The sequence below is a fragment of the Methanosarcina vacuolata Z-761 genome (assembly GCF_000969905.1).
GTDB classification, from domain to species: Archaea; Halobacteriota; Methanosarcinia; order Methanosarcinales; family Methanosarcinaceae; genus Methanosarcina; species Methanosarcina vacuolata.
The window spans coordinates 3,161,892-3,180,984 of record NZ_CP009520.1; the positions used below are offsets into that span (position 1 = coordinate 3,161,892).

General features: G+C 40.9%; 17 protein-coding genes. 9 read left to right on the top strand and 8 right to left on the bottom strand.

Annotated elements, in window-relative coordinates:
- Positions 1-34: 34 nt before the first annotated feature.
- Positions 35-1,543: a serine--tRNA ligase gene (locus MSVAZ_RS13045; RefSeq protein WP_048121607.1), complete on the top strand. Its 1,509-nt coding sequence runs from the start codon at positions 35-37 to the stop codon at positions 1,541-1,543.
- A 691-nt stretch (positions 1,544-2,234) separates the two neighbouring features.
- Positions 2,235-2,858 (top strand): 30S ribosomal protein S3ae, encoded by a 624-nt coding sequence (locus MSVAZ_RS13055; protein WP_048121615.1) that lies wholly within the window; start codon positions 2,235-2,237, stop codon positions 2,856-2,858.
- Positions 2,859-2,972: 114 nt separating this feature from the next.
- On the opposite strand, the gene MSVAZ_RS13060 is transcribed toward MSVAZ_RS13055, so the two are convergent.
- Positions 2,973-5,567 carry a DNA topoisomerase I gene (locus tag MSVAZ_RS13060; RefSeq protein WP_048121617.1) on the bottom strand — a complete coding sequence of 865 codons (2,595 nt, stop codon included), beginning with the start codon at positions 5,565-5,567 and terminating at the stop codon, positions 2,973-2,975.
- Positions 5,568-6,242: 675 nt separating this feature from the next.
- On the opposite strand from MSVAZ_RS13060, the gene thiC reads away from it, so the two are divergent.
- The 3 genes from thiC to MSVAZ_RS13075 all read left to right on the top strand — a co-directional run bounded on the left by thiC (position 6,243) and on the right by MSVAZ_RS13075 (position 9,472).
- Positions 6,243-7,529: a phosphomethylpyrimidine synthase ThiC gene (gene thiC, locus MSVAZ_RS13065; RefSeq protein ID WP_048121619.1), complete on the top strand. Its 1,287-nt coding sequence runs from the start codon at positions 6,243-6,245 to the stop codon at positions 7,527-7,529.
- 733 nt (positions 7,530-8,262) lie between these two features.
- Positions 8,263-8,862, top strand: a complete 600-nt coding sequence (locus MSVAZ_RS13070) for a UPF0228 family protein (RefSeq protein ID WP_052727979.1) — start codon at positions 8,263-8,265, stop codon at positions 8,860-8,862.
- A 244-nt stretch (positions 8,863-9,106) separates the two neighbouring features.
- Positions 9,107-9,472 (top strand): hypothetical protein, encoded by a 366-nt coding sequence (locus tag MSVAZ_RS13075; RefSeq protein WP_232316095.1) that lies wholly within the window; start codon positions 9,107-9,109, stop codon positions 9,470-9,472.
- A 173-nt stretch (positions 9,473-9,645) separates the two neighbouring features.
- On the opposite strand, the gene MSVAZ_RS13080 is transcribed toward MSVAZ_RS13075, so the two are convergent.
- The 5 genes from MSVAZ_RS13080 to MSVAZ_RS13095 form a co-directional block, all read right to left on the bottom strand.
- The gene (locus MSVAZ_RS13080) at positions 9,646-11,352 is read right to left on the bottom strand and encodes an ATP-dependent DNA ligase (protein WP_048121624.1); all 1,707 of its coding nucleotides are present in this window, start codon (positions 11,350-11,352) and stop codon (positions 9,646-9,648) included.
- Positions 11,353-11,532: 180 nt separating this feature from the next.
- The gene (locus tag MSVAZ_RS13085) at positions 11,533-12,528 is read right to left on the bottom strand and encodes a homoserine dehydrogenase (RefSeq protein WP_048121626.1); all 996 of its coding nucleotides are present in this window, start codon (positions 12,526-12,528) and stop codon (positions 11,533-11,535) included.
- A 26-nt stretch (positions 12,529-12,554) separates the two neighbouring features.
- Positions 12,555-13,058 carry an amino acid-binding protein gene (locus MSVAZ_RS13090; protein WP_048121629.1) on the bottom strand — a complete coding sequence of 168 codons (504 nt, stop codon included), beginning with the start codon at positions 13,056-13,058 and terminating at the stop codon, positions 12,555-12,557.
- Positions 13,059-13,171: 113 nt separating this feature from the next.
- Entirely contained in the window at positions 13,172-13,333 is a 162-nt protein-coding gene (locus tag MSVAZ_RS20480; RefSeq protein WP_157206091.1) for a hypothetical protein, read from the bottom strand.
- A gap of 133 nt (positions 13,334-13,466) precedes the next feature.
- A complete protein-coding gene (locus tag MSVAZ_RS13095) occupies positions 13,467-14,483 on the bottom strand; it encodes a helix-turn-helix transcriptional regulator (protein ID WP_232316096.1) in 1,017 nt (338 codons plus the stop codon).
- Between the two features lie 264 nt (positions 14,484-14,747).
- Here MSVAZ_RS13095 and MSVAZ_RS13100 point away from each other — a divergent pair, with 264 nt between their 5' ends.
- Positions 14,748-15,767 (top strand): OmpH family outer membrane protein, encoded by a 1,020-nt coding sequence (locus tag MSVAZ_RS13100; RefSeq protein WP_048121633.1) that lies wholly within the window; start codon positions 14,748-14,750, stop codon positions 15,765-15,767.
- A 430-nt stretch (positions 15,768-16,197) separates the two neighbouring features.
- Positions 16,198-16,464 carry a hypothetical protein gene (locus MSVAZ_RS13105; protein ID WP_048121635.1) on the top strand — a complete coding sequence of 89 codons (267 nt, stop codon included), beginning with the start codon at positions 16,198-16,200 and terminating at the stop codon, positions 16,462-16,464.
- A 40-nt stretch (positions 16,465-16,504) separates the two neighbouring features.
- On the opposite strand, the gene MSVAZ_RS13110 is transcribed toward MSVAZ_RS13105, so the two are convergent.
- Positions 16,505-16,834, bottom strand: coding sequence for a phasin family protein (locus MSVAZ_RS13110; protein WP_048121637.1), 330 nt, complete (start codon positions 16,832-16,834; stop codon positions 16,505-16,507).
- Between the two features lie 605 nt (positions 16,835-17,439).
- Here MSVAZ_RS13110 and MSVAZ_RS13115 point away from each other — a divergent pair.
- Together MSVAZ_RS13115 and MSVAZ_RS13120 are read left to right on the top strand one after the other, a co-directional pair.
- Positions 17,440-17,739 carry an Hsp20/alpha crystallin family protein gene (locus tag MSVAZ_RS13115; RefSeq protein ID WP_048121640.1) on the top strand — a complete coding sequence of 100 codons (300 nt, stop codon included), beginning with the start codon at positions 17,440-17,442 and terminating at the stop codon, positions 17,737-17,739.
- A 158-nt stretch (positions 17,740-17,897) separates the two neighbouring features.
- Entirely contained in the window at positions 17,898-18,446 is a 549-nt protein-coding gene (locus MSVAZ_RS13120; RefSeq protein WP_048121642.1) for a rubrerythrin family protein, read from the top strand.
- Positions 18,447-18,761: 315 nt separating this feature from the next.
- On the opposite strand, the gene MSVAZ_RS13125 is transcribed toward MSVAZ_RS13120, so the two are convergent.
- Positions 18,762-19,025 (bottom strand): hypothetical protein, encoded by a 264-nt coding sequence (locus tag MSVAZ_RS13125; RefSeq protein WP_052727981.1) that lies wholly within the window; start codon positions 19,023-19,025, stop codon positions 18,762-18,764.
- Positions 19,026-19,093 lie beyond the last annotated feature (68 nt).

A 19,093-nucleotide genomic window follows, 5' to 3' on the forward strand; every position in this document is an offset into this window, starting at 1 on the left:
CCTTATTCCATACCAGATAAAAGAGGCTCAAACTTTGAAATTACAGTTCAATCTTAAAGCTTACTTTAAAACAAGTGCAGACCCTACTCCTGCAAAGGATGTTATAGCTGCGCTTTTTGAAGAGGCAAACGGTACCCTTCTCACCCGAGGGGCGCCTGAAGGACAGGGAGCAAAGGTTACGGAATGGAAGCTCGGGGAGGACAGGATCGAGCTTTCGCTCCAGTCCGGCGGGTATGTTAGAGTGCACGATGCAATTTTCCGGCTGAGGAAACAGCTCTCTGAGGCACTAGGTAAGAAATTCAAGATAGGGATTCGTGGAATTGAGGTTGAGTCTTTCATCATTAGGATGCCGGCTGACCATGAGCTCCGGATGCTCAAAGTGCCTTATATCAAAAGTATGGAAAACATTGAAGGCGGGATTGAGCTCGAGCTTGAGGTCGGAGAAGCTGAGATGAAGAACCGAGTGCCGGACAGGATTCTCACTCTTCTTGAAGAGAAAATCGAGGCTGCCCAGTACGGGGCAAAGGCCGAGCACTGGAATCTGCTCTGGCAGAGAGAGCCAATGGAGCATCCCTTCAAGGAAGACCCTACCCAGGCCATGATGAAAGAAGGCTGGCTCAAGCGAGGTTCAAGCCGTGGGCAGTGGATCCACGGTCCACAGTCCACAAGGATCTTCCGGACTTTCGAAAAAATTGTCCTTGAAGAACTTCTCGAACCTTTAGGATACAGGGAAATGATTTTCCCGAAACTTGTTACCTGGGAAGTCTGGATGAAGTCCGGGCATGCAAAGGGTGTCTACCCCGAAATATATTATATATGTCCTCCGCAGACAAGAGATCCCGATTACTGGGAAGAGGTTGCCGATTACTACAAGGTTACCCATGAAGTGCCCACAAAACTTATCAAAGAAAAAATCGCAGAGCCAATCGGAGGCATGTGCTATGCTCAGTGTCCGCCTTTCTGGATGTACGTAGCAGGGGAAACTCTTCCAAACGAGGAAATTCCTGTAAAGGTCTTTGACAGGTCCGGAACCTCCCACAGGTATGAGAGTGGCGGAATTCACGGAATCGAAAGGGTCGATGAGTTCCACAGGATTGAAATCGTCTGGATCGGGACAAAGGAAGGAGTAATAAAGTGCGCAGAAGAACTGCATGATCGCTATATGCATATCTTCAACGACATCCTGGACATCGAGTGGAGAAAAGCAAGAGTTACCCCCTGGTTCATGGCACAGGAAGGGCTTCTCGGTCTTGCCGAAGAAAACACTGTAGGGACCACCGATTACGAAGCCTGCCTGCCTTACCGTGGGCCGGATGGAGAATGGCTCGAGTTCCAGAATGTGAGCATCAACGGAGACAAGTATCCCAAAGGCTTCAATGTGAAACTTCAGTCCGGAGAAGAACTCTGGTCTGGCTGTTCCGGAGTCGGGCTTGAAAGATGGGCTGCGGTCTTCCTTGCGCAGAAAGGGCTTGACCCTGCAAATTGGCCTGAGGAGTTCAGAAAGAGAGTAGGCGAAATGCCAAATGGCATCCGTTTCCTTTAAACTTTTCTTTAATTTTTCCCAAATTTTTCTTCAAACTTTTCTTCAAATTTTTTTCCTTAGAGTTTTCTTCAAACTTTTTTCCTTACAGTTTTCTTCAAACTTTTTTCCTTACAGTTTTCTTCAAACTTTTTTCCTTACAGTTTTCTTCAAACTTTTTTCCCTAATTTTTCTTCAAACTTTCTTCCCTAAACTTTCTTCAAACTTTTCTTAAACTTTTTCTTCAAACTTTTTTATTTTCTCTTTTTAGCAGATAGGCAGAAAGTGTTTCTAACCGATTTGTTTATATACTGATATGATATGTATAGTGAGCCATTAACTAGTTAGATGCCGCTAATTTCTGAGATCTTCTGGCGATTTTCCGGATCATATTTTTTGATTATCAGGAGCCTGTAGTTGCCGGAATATAGGGGACGGGTCCAGGTTCGGAAGCCTATTGAAGCTCGGAAGTTTCATCTTGAAAGGGAAACGCTAGTGCAAAAAGCACCACAAACTGCGCCTGGCAGCGCAAAGTCTGTGCAAAAGCGCTGAAGGTCATTCATGCTCATTGATTAAGGAAAAAGCTCACCCGAGCATCCGGAATAAGAAACTGAAAGGCTTGAGGGCCGCAGGATAAACCAGCAGCATAGAAAATTCAACTAAGTACTAGAAATAATACAAAATCATAAAAGGAATATTACTTCGGAGGAATCACTTGGCAAGAAAGAAAGTACAGAGAAAGCTTGACGGATGGAAATCCAAGGAATGGTATAATATTGAAGCTCCTGCTTACTTAAACAGAGCTATTGTCGGTAACACTATGGCAGGAGATCCTTCTCTTCTTGTAGGACGCAATATTGAAACCACTGTTGGGGAACTTACCAACGATATGACCAAGAATAACACTAAGGTCATCCTCAGGATCAACAATGTCGTAGGAGACGTTGCAACTACTGACCTCATGGGCCACGAACTTACAACCGACTATATTCGCTCAATCGTGAAGAGACAGACCTCCAGGATTGACGCAAATATCGATGTTAAAACCAAAGACGGCTATGTCATCCGTGTAAAGCCTACCTGCTTCACCATCAAAAGAGCACGTTCAAGCCAGATCAAAGCCATCAGAGAAATGATGGTCGAAATCGTCAAAAAGCGTGCATCAGAAGCCGATTTCGAGACCTTTATGCAGGAAGCAATCCTTGGCAGGCTCTCAGCAGCCATTTACAGGCAGGCCAAGTTCATCTACCCGCTCCGCAGGGTCGAAATCCGCAAAACCCAGGTTGAAGCAGCACCTGCACCTGCTACATCCGCTGCACCCGAACCTGCAGCAGCGTAATTTCGTTCTGGTTCAATACCAAGAAGCAGGGGAAAATCCGAAAGGATTTTCTTATCTATTTTCTTATCTATTTTCTTAGTTTCTTTAGTATACGAGTTTCTCTCTCTTACTGTTTTACTTACTCTTTTTCAGGCCCGCAGCCGATACTTTTGAAGTTTTTTCTGTTATTGGGCTTGATGGCAAGCTTGTTGACAGGCTTGCTGCTGAACTTGTCTCTGAACTCGCTGCCGGTTTTGCTGCTGAACTTGCTGCAGGACGGCGTACCGAAGCCTTTTCCCTGATCCTTGTTTCGGCTCCTTTGCCTGGTTTTTTCCAGTATTTTCTGCCTTCCGGACAGCGCCGGTTTACACAGAACTCTTTCTCAGGGCTGTCGTCTTCTTCTTTCAACCTGAACAGCTTCCAACCGCAGGTTTCACAGGTTCTGTCAAGCAGGGTCAGTTTTCCGGTTTTTGGGACTGAATGAGTATATCCGCAGCGTTTCGTGCAGCCCAGGAATCGGGTGTCTTTAAAGGTGATCAGGAACATATTTCCGTCACATTCAGGGCAGGAGCCGACCGTTTCTGGGGGATAGCATTCTTTTTCAAGGTCGCAGGTAAAGCAGGGGCCTATGCCCACAGCCCAGTTATACTTATTTCCTACTTTCAGGACAGCTACTCCTTCCTTTTTACATTCCTTGCTCCTGAGTACGGTCAAAGCCCCGGCTTTTGGCAGAGGATAAGAATTTCTGCAATCGGGATAACCTGTGCAGCCCACAAAGCGGCCTGAGTCAGTCTGCACAATCCTGAGTACGTGCCCGCAAACTTTACAGGTTCCTATGTAGTTTTTCTTGTCTTCAAGGGCAGCTTCATCCTTAATCGTGCCTGCTATGCTTGAAGTCAGCTCCTTTTTGTTTGCTTCAAGCTGGGCGTACATCTCCTTGATCAGGGCTGTGCCTTCGTCAAGGGCAGTTTCAAACTCTTTTTTTCCGTCTTCTACTTCCTGAATAAGAGCCTCGATCTTTGCCCTTATTTCCGGCTTTACTAGAATCGGAACGGTCAGAGAGAGACCATCCATAAGGGTAAAGCCTGTATCCAGAATAGAGATGGTTTTTCCCTTTGTCTCAAGATACCCTCGCTTCTTGTTTGTTTCAATATGGGTGGGAGCTGTTGCCTTTGTCCCGATTCCGTTTTTGTCCATAAGGGTCAAAAGTTCGGCTTCGGTCAGTTTCTTTGGCGGGCTGGTTTTGGACTTTGTATTGCTGAGCTTTTTTATGCCCACTTTCTGGCCTTCTTCTACAAACGGGAGAAGTTTATCCTTTTTATTTTCGAAAGGATAGACTTCGAGCCATCCCGAATCCTTGAGCACGGTCCCTGATGAGTCAAAAGGTTCCTCATGTACGAGCAAATGGAGATGCGTTTTTTCGAAAACGGCTGCAGGCATAAGGTTTGCCAGAAAATGCCTTGCTATAAGGTCATAGACTTCAGGTGCCTGAGGGATATTTACTGCAGAGCTAACCTCTCCTCTTGAAGCCGCTCTTATCGGGTGGATCGGAGGGTGGTCGTGTGCATCTTTTTCCCCGTTTTTCGGGACAATTGGAGCTATAAGGATAGACTCTGCAAAAGGCCTGTATTCCTTCTGGCGTGCAAAATCAAAGACAAGGGACTTGAAATCAAAGTCGTCTGCGTATTTGTTTGTCTCGGTCCTGGGGTAGCTGGTAAACCCTGCAAGGTAAAGCTGTTCTGCAACCTCAAGGGCAAGCTCCGGGCTTATTCCGAGGAACTTGGAGGCCCTTTTAAGGAATTCTGTAGTATTTAAGGGATTAGGAGGGCTGGTTTTTGTTTCTTTTACGGTCTTTTTTGCAATTAACCCTTCTTTTGCCCCTTTCAGCCGTTTGAAGATCTCCGCGGCTTTTTCTTTGTCATGAATATTTCCTGCCCTGTGAGTGCCTTCGAAGTCTCCTCCTTTTATTTCTCCTTCTTTTCCCCCTTCTTTTCCCCCTTCTTTTCCTCCTTCTTTTTCTCTTTCTTTTCCACTTTCTGCCGAGAAAATCGCTGTTATCTTCCAGAAGTCCTTTGCCTGAAAAGCCCGGATTGTCTTTTCTCTTTCGTATACAAACCCGCAGGTAGGCGTCTGGCAGGGGCCGATAGAAAGTATGTCCTTTGTTCTTGCTCTTTCCCTGACCGAAAGCGTGACAAAGCGAGTGAAAGCTGCTCCCATTTTAAGGTCCAGAATCTGTCTGGCTTCTGCAGCCATTGCCATGTTGTAGTCCGGGTCTATCAGGCTTTCAAAAGCTTTTTTTACCTCCTTTGGGGAGAGAGACGAAAAACGTGCCCTTTCAACCGGCACATTTGTTACTTCTTCTGCAAGTGTCTTGGCTTCAAATCCTATGTTTTCTCCTTCCCTGTCATAGTCGCAGGCAAGGACGATCTTGTTTGCTCTTTTTGCCAGATTTTTTACTGCAGCAGCGTATTCAGCTCGCGTTACAAGTTTTTGCGGGTCGACTCCAAGAAGCACACCCGGATTGACTTCATTCCATTTGTTATATTGCTCCGGAAAGTCATAATTCATAATATGCCCGGAAAGTCCCATTACCAGCCACTCTTCACCTTTCCACTTAAATTCATATGCTGGCAGCCCTTCAACTGTTATCCTCTCAACTTCCCCCTCGCCCAGAATGCTGGCAATCTGGGATGCTGCCTTATTCTTTTCTGCAAATGCGACAACTGTCATATAAAATACCCTGATTCCGTTCTTGAGATTATATTGGGATCTAAAATAGTATTAATAAGAAATGTGTGTACGGAAACGCATAATGAAGCTAATTGAAACACATAATTAAGTGAATTAGGAAATGCACCTGAAAGATTTTCCTTCTTTTTTCTCGTTTCTTTTATGTGCATCGGCTTAATCTTACTGGTAAGTTCAATTAGTTTACTGGTCAGATTCAATTATTTTACTGGTCGAATTCAATTATTTTACTGTTCAGGTTCAATTATTTTACTGGTCGAATTCAATTATTTTACTTGTTAGATTCAATTATTTTACTGATCAGGTTCAATTATACCGGTAAGCTGTAAAAGCCTTTACTTTAAAAACAGTTTCCGTGGTTTTCTTTCTGTGCATGCTCTGAATAATATACACACATTATTTATATATTTGACTGCTTATACATATTATATGACTTACCAGACATGAAAAGATATATATGAGTTGTCTGTTCTAGTCTGCAAGATATAAGTACCGGATTTATCTTTATCCTTATTATTCTGGTCAACCTTATAATATGCTTATGAAATGTCGGTTAGTTGCAGTCAATGATATTGCTGTTATTTGAAATGTTTTCATCGAGATCTGTTAATTAATATAATATTATAATTTTTCATTAACCTGCAGTCTGGAGTAACAATGACACTGATGGAAGATGCGAAGAAGGGAATCATCACACCCTCTATAGAAGCCGTGGCAAAAGCTGAAGGAATTGACCCTGAGACTGTCCGCTCCTGCGTGGCAAAAGGGCTAATCACTATCCCTGTAAATAACAGGCGAGAGACCCTTCCTATAGGTATTGGCAAGTATATGAGCACAAAGATCAATGCCAATATCGGGACATCGAGAGACTATATAGACATTGATGCCGAAATCGAAAAAGCAAAGGCCGCAGAAACTTTCGGCGCTCATGCCGTAATGGACCTTTCTACAGGCGGAAATCTGGACGAAATTCGCACTCAAATCCTGAAATCTGTTAACATTCCAGTCGGAACGGTCCCAATCTACCAGGCTGCAGCTTCCAGGAAAGTTGTTGTGGAAATGACTTCGGATGATATGTTCAATGCCGTCCGGAAACATGCCGAACAGGGAGTTGACTTTGTTACCGTTCATGCCGGAGTTAATTTAAACTCACTTGAACGGCTGCGCCAGAGCGACAGGATCATGAATGTCGTGAGCCGTGGAGGCTCTTTTACCCTTGCCTGGATGCTGCATAACGGAGAAGACAACCCCTTCTATGCCGAATTTGATTATCTCCTTGAAATCGCAAAAGAATATGATATGACCCTGAGCCTTGGAGACGGCATGCGTCCAGGCTGTATTGCCGATGCCTCTGACCGCCCGAAGTTTATGGAGTTTATCACGCTCGGTGAACTCGTAAAGCGGGCAAGAGCTGTCGATGTCCAGACTTTTGTAGAAGGTCCGGGCCATGTGCCTTTAAACGAAATCGAACTCAGCGTTAGGGGCATGAAAGAGCTCTGTAATGGTGCTCCTCTCTACCTTCTGGGCCCGCTTGTGACTGATATTGCTCCCGGCTTTGATCACATTACAGGCGCTATCGGAGGAGCAGTTGCAGGGATGCACGGCACAGATTTCCTCTGCATGGTAACTCCTTCGGAACACCTTGCCCTTCCAGCCCTTGAGGATATAAAAGAAGGCCTTCTTGTAACAAAGGTTGCAGCCCACACTATTGACCTTATAAAAGAAGGCCCGAGAGAACGCGCCTGGGAAAAAGATCTGGCAATGGCATATGCCCGCAGGGACCTTGACTGGGAAAAACAGTTCGAACTGGCAATCGATGGCAACAGGGCCCGCAAAATCCGAGATGCCAGAAAAACTGAAAGCGATACCTGCTCGATGTGTGGGAATCTCTGTGCCTTGAAAATTGTAAAGGAGGCTTTTGAGAAAAAGAAAATGGAAGAATGAATTTTTACCATTTTCCAATTCTTTTCTCATTTAACTCTTTTTTGTATCTTCTTCAAATTAAGTGGAGATCTCTCACTTTCAATTTTCATTCAACGAACTTTTTTTCTAATGAGTTGATTTACTGATTAGTTTAACGATGGTTTGAAAAACCAAAATTAGGACAATCTTACTCCTCAGGGTAATGACGAAATCGATAGTCAAAAAGGGTAAGGTGAAAAGTACTTTCATTTCTTTGTGCCTGTTATTCGAAGAATTTCATGTGTGTTTTGAATGAAAGTTCTTTCAAGTACTTTCATTTCTTTGTGCCTGTGATTCGAAGATGATTAGAAGAATTTCATGTGCGTTTTGGTAGAAAACAACTGATCAAACTTAATGGATAAATGGAGAATTTTAGAATTTTAAAGACATCCTATTTCTTTTATCAACGGAGTGGAAATTCCCTCTATATAATGCGTAGACCAGAATATTTGAATTTGTTGACTGTTCCTACTATTCCAAAAGAGTCAACTATTCCTGCGAGTTATACATAATATATCAAATGACTGGTAATATTAAGAAATACTATGCTAAAAGGAAATCATAAATTAAGCATATAATTTGATAGTTTAATAATCTGGTTAAAACCTTTACAGTTTATATAATTTGTTTTAATAGTAATTAATGGAGTTCAAATTTACTCTACAGGACCCATTTTAACTATATATACCCGGGAGGTATAGGTGGCAAATTTTTCATGATGAAAAAATCAATTTATAAAATATTGTTTATTGTCATTATTATTGCTTTTCTGATTATCGTAGTACCCTCAGTACTGTTTACACCTGCACACGTTAAGTCGAATATGTCAATTGATAATGAAACACCTGTTAAAGAACAACAGATAGCTGGTTTATTTATTGAATTTGAAAATGGAACTACTGAGCAGGAAGTTAAAACTATTCTTGAAAATTCCAATATACCTGTAAACTATAGTATAGATTACAATACTGACATTAGTGCAGGAAGGAACTATGCAAAAGTAGAAAAAGACAAAAAAACAGCTGTAGTAGATGAATTTAAGAAAGGAGAAAAAATTCCTGAACCTGATTTTCCTCCTGATATCAAAAAAGGGGATTATTACATAGTTGTATCCTCAATAGGTTTTGAAGACGAAAATTTTCTTAATGTGATGAAAAGAAATAATCTTCAGGTGAAAATGACAACTATATGTTATGTTTCTTTTGGAAATGAACCAAAAAATTGGATTCCAGAGAGTGAAGCAATCAGGATAAGAAATGAACTGGAAGCAAATGAAAAAGTCTTTATTGTAAATTTTGACGGTGTTGCATACTAAGATAAGTAATGATTTGACTCCTAGAAAAACTAAAGCGCTGGACTAAGGATGACCTCTTTCTGTGAGCTGTTACAGATTATAAACGGAGCTAAACATGGGGAATAAGGACTTCCTTTTAATTTTTTGACTATATAAATTATTTGATTTTAGAGGGGGCCTAAATATTAAAAGTCGCCAAAAAATATTCATCTTTTTAGGAATTCTAATACTGATTTTGCTGAATTATTTCGTCGTTTTCCCATATTTGTTAGTTGGCTCTCCTGACCCTTTATTTTATATATATAATAATGATCTCCAGAATCATGAGGTAACAGTTGAAGTATTTGATTCGTATAATGAATCTATATTCAAAGGAACTTATGAACTATCTCCTGACGAGCAAATCGCACAGCCGAAATCATTCTGGCTATTGCTGAGATGGTCAATGCCATGGTCTAAAGGAAAATATACATATTTTGCAGAGGGAGAGTATCAATTTAAAGTTATTTTAGATGGAGAAACTACAGACACCTGCAGAACACTGCCACATGCCTGGAGTTCTGTAGTGATAGATATAGATAAAAAGAATAATTCTGACTCTCCAATGCGTATAAGAGTAGTAACCGTGTAACCTATTGAACCCGCAGGAAACTAACTATTATGTTGATAATTTTGGGATTTTTCGGTCAATCCTTTTTTTAAAAGGGTTGCTTTTCAGCGAAACGAGATAAAAGCTTTAAATCGTATTAAAAATAGTTAAAAAGTTGAGAGGTTACCGCAAAAAGAAACGGCAACCGCAGCCTTTTACAACCTTTTCAACTGCTGGCTATATACCTTTCCAATTCTCTGTATCGTATCGGCTTCTTCGGGGTCTTTGTCGTCCCGGATGCGGATAAAGCGCGGAAAACGAAGCGCAAAACCGGAATCATAATTGGGGCTTTTCTGGATTTCCTCAAAAGCGATTTCCAGGACTACTTTTGGCCGGATTGCAAATACACCACCTGCCTCTCCACCTTCCATAAGCCCGGAAAGTATCTCTGTGAGCTCCTTTAGCTGGTCATCGGTCAGGCCCGTGCCTACTTTCCCGATCTGAAGATAATGCAGAGTTTCTGGGTCATAACAGGCAAGTGTGTAAGAGCCTATGAGATTTGCGCGCCTTCCAAAGCCCCATTCGGCGCCTACGATTACAAGGTCAAGAGTTTCCATAAGAGGCTTTTTCTTAAGCCAGTTTTTGCCGCGCTTACCAGGAGAATAAAACGAATTTGGGTTTTTGACCATAACTCCCTCATGTCCAGCATCTAAGGCTTCCTTATAGATTTTCTCTATAAGCTCAAGGTCTCCTGTTATTACCTGTTTGTCCACGCAAATGGATTTTGAATCCTCAACCGAGCTTTCCACGCAGGACTCAAGCGCTTTTCGCCGCTCAATAAGAGGCAGGTCTATCAGCGTTTTTCCGTTTAAGTACATTATGTCAAAAAGGTTGAGCTGAATAGGGATGCCAAGGGCTTTTTCTTCCACATCGTACTTGCGCCGGAAGCGTTTAAGGATCTCCTGAAATGCCCTGGGCTTACCATTCTCGTCCACTGCGACGGCTTCTCCGTCAAGGATGGCAGATTCGGCTTTTACATGCTTGCGCACGATATCCACAAGGTCAGGGAGAGAATTTGTAACATTTTCAAGCTTTCGTGAGAAAAGCGTAACTGAATTTCCATCCTTATGGACCTGGATTCTTGCCCCATCGAATTTCCATTCAATCGCAGCCTCCTTCATTTCTTTGATATCGTCAATTATGTCAGGGCTGATCTGCGAGAGCATCATCTTAATCGGGCGATTGATTTCAATTCCCAGGTGTTCAAGGGATTCCACCCCGCCTTCCTTGGCAGTTGCAGCAACTATCCCCAGGTCGTTCGTAACCATAAAGGCGTGCTCAACAACACCCGCAGGCACGGAAAAAGCTTTTGCAATTGCATCTCTTACAACGCCTTCTCCGACGCCTATGCGGAGTTCCTCAAGCGCAAGCCTGGAAATATACTTTGCTTCCCTTGGGGTCGAGGAATTGAAGAGAAACTGAAGGTTCTTTATCTTAATGTCCTGTGAGCCTTTTCCTGAGGCTTCAGAGGCAATTTTAAAACGGTTATAAACTTCGGTTATTGAGAGCTCGGGCTGTTCTTCGAAGAAAGAGGAAAAAGTAACCTGATTTTTCCTTTTCTCCTTGAGGATAAGAAGGGCTGTGTCCCCTATATCCCCGGTAGTCCGAATAAGAGATTCTATACTTTTTACTGGCATTCCGGAAGCTTTGGATAAGGAAACATACAGCAGGCTCGTGCCAATTCCCAATTGTTCTCCACTCCAGGCAGGAAAAACCTCACTCATAATAAAATGAGTTGCAATGGGCAACTCTTCAACATCAACCATTTTAAGAAGGTCAGCAACCCTACTTGTAGTATCAATTGTACTCGAGATTTTTTCAATCGCCTGGCAGGTTTCTGCAAATTCCCTGAAACTTGTCATGATCAACGCAGCTTTTTAATTTTATTTTTTCCGAATTCGGGACAAAACCTGAATTCTTAACCTGAATTTTTAACCTGAATTTTTAGCCTGAATTCTTAACCTGAATTCTTAACCTGAATTCTTAACCTGAATTTTTAGCCTGAATTCTTAGCCTGAATTCTTAGCCTGAATTTTAACCTATCAATTTCCATAAATTGCGATCAGATCGCTGAGAATCGCACTTGCAGTTTCAATTGGGCCTGCGCCCTTACCAGTAACCGTAATTTCTCCTGCAAGTTCAGTTTCTACCGACGCCACATTCAGCGTCCCTCCTACTGCAAGGGGATGGTTGATAGGTACGAGTCTGGGGGCTACATGAATTCTTTCCCTGCTTACTTCCCCTATAAGCTTGATCACATGCCCTCTTTCATAAGCCATCTCAAGGGCTTCAGGTGTAACTTTCGTGATTCCCGTAACCTCAACGTCGCTATAGATAGCATCAAGTCCGAAAATTGCGTTGGCAAGAATGACAAGTTTGCAGGCCGTATCAATTCCTTCCACATCGTATGTAGGGTCGGTTTCAGCAATACCGAGCTGCATGGATTCGGCAAGAATGTCATTGTAGCTTGCCCTTTCCTCCAGCATTCTTGTCAGGATATAATTACAGGTCCCATTTAGAATTCCTTTGATACTTTTAACCTTATTGCCTGCAAGTACCTCGTTTGACAGGTTGATAATAGGCATTGACCCACCAACGGTAGCTTCGAACCTGAAATGAGAGCCTGATGCCTTTGCGGCTTCCATGAGTGCTCTGTACTTAAGGGTAAGAGGCCCTTTATTGGAAGTAATAACATCTTTTCCGGTCTTGAAGGCCGCAAACATATTCTGCAAACCTGCCCCGCCAGTTAGTATATTCGTCGGGGTAGTTTCGATTACAAGATCATGAGCTACGGATTGGATAACCTCGACTCCAGAGATATTCTTAAGAGCTACCGTTCCGTCTGTCCTCTTCCTGGCAAGGCAGTCGGCAAGATCTACACCCTCAGGATTAACAGTTGCGCCCTTTGAGTCTACAACAGCAACTACTTTCACTTCCAGCCCGATACTTTCCAGATACTCTTTTTTCATAAGGAGTACTTCAGCCACGCCCTGTCCGATTGCACCGAACCCGAGAATGGAACAGCACACTGTTTTCATGTTTTCAAATCTCCTAAAACTATTTTTCAGGCCTGGATATCAATTGGAAGAACCATAAGCAGGTCTTTTTTTGCCGAGACTTCTTTGAGAATGGCGAGTGCCTTATGCAAGTCCTCTTTACCGACAGCATCGATTCTCATGAGGGCTGAAGAAAGCATATTGATACCGGGCATAGAAAGGGAAAGGTCTGCAACCTCAGCAAACCCTGTCCTGTCAATCTCATCAATCGTATCCTGGATCCCTGTATGGACCACGTGCCCTATGAGCACTACATTTATGCTTTCCCTGAAACGGTGTTCACCGACTCTTACAACTCGAATTCCATTTTCTTCAAGTTTAGCCTTTATTGTCTCAATGCTTTCAGGCCTGGTTTCAAGTACAAGCTGTACAGGTACTGTTTTTCGTGGGGTTCTCTTCTGATGGTGATGTACTACTGTTATCAGGTTAGCCTTACATTCCGAAAGGGGCTGGAGGGCTAAAAGCATCTGCCCGGGTACATCTTTTAATTCAATGTCCATGGAAACTCGCATGTTGTCCCTCGTGCATTTTTTAATAATCCCTTGTGCGATTTAAATAATCATGATTTAAATAATAATTTTACCAGTATACAATGTTCATTCACGCATTATTAAACAGCTTACTGTCAGGGTTGAGGTGGTATATCAGGATATCCGGCTTTAATCAAGCCATCTAACCTCTTGAATTTGAATTTCATAACCTGAGTTTCAAATCCATTCCCGCGGAGCAGGGCCTTATTACTCAGGTTTGCGATCAGGACATTTATATTGGTAAGCAATTTTAGCATAAGAGATCAAAAAGGGTGCTCAAATATACCGCGTACTCTATTGTTAACCTTTTCTGTTGCTTAGTCAATGAATTCAGTTATATAGTTTACTGTTTTATAATCCTACAAAAAAACTTTAGGGTACAGCATCTGCTTATTCCTTCTTGCTGTCATGTTTGGTCTGCTTGGAGATATGCACGTCCGGGATACGGATTATATTTCCTCTTCCTCTTTTGAATTTCTCAATTAGCCCGCGTTCCTCAAGGTCAGAGAGCATAAGACTGACTTTTGACTCCGAATAGGGGGATTTTCTTCGTAGTTCTCTCTGGGTGATTCGGTTTCCACTAGCTCGGACCATCTCCAGAAGTTCCTTGAGATCCTCAGGAAGATTGAGCTTTGAATGTTCCTTAGTTTCAGAACTCGATTTATTAGGCTCCCTCTCATGGAAAGGAAAACTCGATATAGTCTGACCCTCTTCTATAGGCCTTTTCTGCTGTATAGGTCTGTCAGTACTGGATGTTCTTTCGAACTTTTCAGCAAACTGCTCAGAGCTCAGTTCCGAAATTTCACTTATGTTTTCTGCTGAATCGGCTGTATTTTCGGCTGAGTTGGTTGCGGCCTCTTCAGAAAATATTGCATCCTTTATTGGGTTTTCGGACTCCAACAAATATGGCTCTCGGTAACCTTCAGAAAAAGAAGGCTTTGCCGATTTTTGATGTTTCTTCCCTAAAAGGTAGGCTGCCAGCAGCAGGGCTAGCATCAGGACTATAAAAACCAGGAAAGCAGGAGCTAAAAAGGCATAGCTAGAGTTTGCCTGAGACACAGGCTCTTCCTCTTCATAATCCAGATAAGGGGCTTCAAAGTTATCCTGATCCAGAAGCTCTTCATGAGAAGGCGGGAAAAGGAGGAGATCATGTACATACTCTCCTTCACCTGATACCTCAACCTTTTCCTGAGCCGTATAAATGACCTTATTTCCTTCAAGATAGCTGGCATTTATTGTATAGGTTCCGGGGGTGAGGTTGAAAGAATACTCTGAATCCGTTGCAATAACGTTCTGTTCCGGGGTAGAATTAATCTCTACAACTGAGTTATTAAGAGGCTTGAAAGTATCCCACTCATAGACTGTCCCGTGAATTGTGGCCGCGATTGCATTTCCCTGAAAGACCATAATGAGAAAGAAAATAAGTGAGAAACTGCATAGCTTTCTAAAATTCACGAGATGTTAAATGGGTTTTTAGCATAAATCTTTTACTTTTCTTTGTAAAGAGCTTGTAAAAATAACGCACGCCTATTAAAGCTTTGTAAAGGAGTCGAGAAATGTATCAAGCTTGAAATCCCATATCTAAGTTTTAATAAGATAAATTCCGAAAAGAATAATTATATTTACTTGATCCTTATAACGTTGTAATAACTCATAAAGGGAGGAAGTCAGATGAAAAAATCAAGAATTGTTCAAGATCTGGCTTGTTTTACGATTCTATTAACCTTGTTCAGTTTACTGTCAGGAGGCTCCCTCGCTGCCAGAAACTCTTCTGATCATGTAAACAGCAATCAGAACCAGTATATGCGTGAAGATATTCTCGTTTCATATAATGAAACTGACAACGTAAGTGAGAACAACAGTTCTGAATCCAATGTGAAACAAGAGCAAAAGAATCTCAGCACAAAAAACCAGAATAAAGTTTCCGAATACAAACAGGAAAGAAAACAATTAGAGGAAGAACTCCAGCTTCAGAAACAGGAGTATAATGAAGCAAAAGAAGATTTTCTCAAAATAAGAAACCGCATTCAGGCAAAAGAACTTGACCCTAACTCCGAAGAGGCTCGAAATGCCACAAAGTCCTACCTTAACTCGAGTATTAACTATATGATAGCTCACCTTGCAAATGTAGAGAGCAATATGGAATATTCAAACGGGAACAGAACTGACGAAAACGTTATTGCCATAAATGAAAAGATAAAATTGCTTGAAATTGAAAAGGCAAAAGTTGCAAACGTGTCAAGCCAGAAAGAGCTTCTGGTTGTGGTCAGGTCTGTGCGTGGGATATGGAATGATGCCGAGAAAATCAGCCTTTCAAGCGCAGGGCAGACTGTAAGTGAGAAAATCGGAGAATTTCTTGAAAAATCCGAAAACCTCTCGGAAAGACTTAATGTAAAAATTGGGGATATGAAAGAGACCGGCATTGATACATCTGAACTTGAGATCAAGCTTGCCAGTTACACTTCTTACATAAAATCCGCGCAGGAAAAGAAAGTAATGGCAGATTCCCTATACAGTGGTGAGAATGTAACCCGGCAAGATATGCAAACTGCGAATAATTACCTTCGTCAGTCACTCACTGATATTAGTAAAGCTAACAAGTTACTCAGAGTAATTTTCGGCGAGCTCAAAAATTACGAAACCGAAGAGGATAACGGAACTAAGGTTAGAAACCTAACAACACCTGGATAAAAAGAGGATAACGGAACTGAAGCCAGAACCAGATAATAGTTAGACAAAACAGCCTTAAAATTATCATAAGTACCGAAAATATCGTAGATATAGTAAATATTTAAATATAATATCATTAGTATTATAAACGTAACACCGTTAATTTTAAATTTAACATAATTAATAGTAACGTCTATAATTTTAAAATTAATGTGAGTAATAACCAAGTATAATATATTTAGTTTTAAAAGTAATACATTTGGTTCTAAATAGGAGATTCCTAGTTATGAATGTGATACTTTTATAACTAAACGTAATACTATTATTAGTTAAGAAATTAAGTGTATTCCCCCAAAAGAATTACGGTTTCTAATAAAGGGAAAAAATCTAGCTCAGGGGATGAGACTGGAAAATTTATTGAAAAAAAACTACATAATTAAGGAGGTAGAAAATGGTTAAATTCGTTCACCTGCTTGTACTGTCAGCTTTAATTATCTGGCTTGCAGCATCCGGTTGCGTCGGGAACAATACGTCTGAAATAGAAAAGTCAGGAGTAAACTCAAACGCCGTTGGGGCAGGGAATGGTGTACCAGCTACAGATATGGAAATGGAACTTACACAGGCAGAAATCCAGGAGGTTGATTCTGATATGGCAGATCTCGAAGACTTGCTTAAATCGGCAAGCCCTGAAGAAGAGATCGAAATTGAAGAGTTGTGAAATAGAAAGGAAAGAAGTGAAAAGTTGTTAAAAATTGTTTTCACTTAAAAAACATCTTTTCTTTGTTTTTGATTATTTGAATTTCGTCTTCCAGCGTTTCTATCCTGGACTCAAGTTCATGCAGATCTTTTTTAGTAAAGATATTATCGGTTTTTGATATAGATTCCTGAATCTTCTCAGAGATTTTCTTCTCAAGATCAAGCTTCTGTTTTTTTCTTTCTTCAAGCATATCCTGGACAGCTTTTTTGCCTTCTTCCTTACTGATGTCCCCTTTGTCAACAAGTTCCGTTACAAGGTCGTTTATCTTATCTTCGGTTATTGCCCAGAGGCCGGCTCCTATAAGCCCGAGTTTTCTGACGGATTCCCTCATGTATTAACACTCACTTTTGAATTATCAATCTGGAAAAGTTCACATGAAATAATTCTACATGAAAATAGTTAAATGATATGATCTCACGGATATATTAAAAATTCCCTATCATAGGAAGTAGGTAATGTCTGGCTTTGTTTGAGATGTCTTGTGCGATCTACTTTCTATTACAATTTTCTATTTTGACCCGCGCCTATATGACAGTTTTAGGTTTTGATCTACATCATATGAAAGTTTTCTGTTCTTATATTATTTGTCTGTGTTTCATATAAATGTTTTCTGATATAGTTATAGGATTCTTACTTTACGTGACATGGGATTGAGTTCCCTTCAAATTAATATTTTTAGAATTACAGGATTACCATTAAGGAAACTATGTATCAAGATTCTTTTTTAATTTATTTATATATATCCGGTCAAAACCCAGAGATACAGAGTATCTAAACACCCTTTGTTTGTATTAATTTGCATTCAAATCCGGCCAAAATTTCGTAAGCCGGAGTGATAAAGCGCCGCTGAATTTGCGTGTTTAACGTTAACAAATTAATTAACCGAATGAAAATATATAAATATGTTAATTGATAATGTCATTTGGGGGTAGTTCTATGGCAGAAACTTTAAAAGTCTCACCATCTATATGCGCATATCCTGACGACAAATACGAAAACCTTGAAATTGAAGTAGTACTTCCTGGGGTGGATAAAAAAGATATTTCTTTTAAGATTACCGAAGACGGTTTTTATGTAAGAGCCAACAAGGAAGGGGTTGAATATACGGACAGTTACGCAGTCTGCTGCCCGATAGTCCCGGAAAAAACAGTGGCCAAATACTCAAATGGTGTACTTAAAGTTACAGTACCTTATCAGCAGCCATTTGAGAACGCGGTAGATGTAAAAATTGAGTAAGGCAATTTTGACTCACGCAGTTGAGCCGAAAAATCAATCAAATTAAGCCTCAACCAGTTTAAACCAGGATATTTTTGACATATATTTTCATAATTGATTTTTTCAACTGCGTGAGCCCAAAAGTATAATGTTCAGTTTCATAAAAAAGAGGTTTTTAAATGAAAAAAATGACAGAACAGCATCTTATCAACGCATTCGGAGGAGAAAGCCAGGCACATATGAGATATTTACATTTCGGAAACCAGGCCGAAAAAGAAAAATTCTATAATGTAGCCCGCTTATTTCGTGCAATTGCCCATGCAGAATATGTACATGCAGGAGACCATTACCGCGAGTTAAGACATCTCGATGGAGGACTTGTTGCAAATAGTATGGCAGCTTTTGGCCCTGGCGATTCCTTAAAGAATCTTAAGCTGGCCATTGATGGCGAAACATACGAGATTGAAGAAATGTATCCTGTATACATTGAAGTTGCAAAATTCCAGGGAGAAAAAAGAGCACAAAGAAGCTTTGAATGGTCATATGCCAGTGAAAAAATGCATAAACAACTTTTTGAAAGGGCATTAGACTCGGTTAACTCAGGAAAAGACATTGAACTCGGTCCTGTCCAGGTTTGTGAAGTGTGCGGATATACCTTTGAAGGAGAAGCACTCGACAGATGTCCTATTTGTGGCGCCCCAATAAACAAATTTACTACGTTTAAATGAATAATTATTCTGAAATCCTCACTAACTAATGCAAACAGGCAAATTTCTATTTATTAAGTCCAGACTATTTTCTAAAAAGCTAAATCTGGGCTAATTTTTTTACTGGAAAGCCCTCTTTTTAGAATAGATTTTTCGTTTATTTTCCTTACTGAAAAGCATCTATTATGGAAATGTAAGAGAAGAAACTTGATTAAGATATTAAAAAAATAAATCGCTAAGAAATTTGAGTGAGTTATACTTTTCACAAGCAGTTTCACAAACAGTTTCACAAGAAGTTTCACGAGAGTTCTTCAAGCCCTCAATACCAGAAAAAAATCAGTCTGGAATTTTATTGTTTTTCTCCTTGCTTTCAACCCTGTCTGCAATTCTGGGCCAGAGAGACAGTGAAATTATCATGGAAATCACAAAAACAAAAATTGAGCCCGCAGCCATATCGACCCTGGTGTAGGCAATTTCCCCTTTAGACGCGTTGGTTAAAAAAGATCCTGAAAGAAAAAGGATAACAAGCACTATCGAAGTGGTAAGGCTTAACAGAAACATTACTCTTGGCCTGCTATCTATGGAACCATCTTTCATCATATAACCTCCAGTCTTTCTATTATTTTGTAATCTGTCCAGATTTATATTGTTAAATTTTAAACTATCTG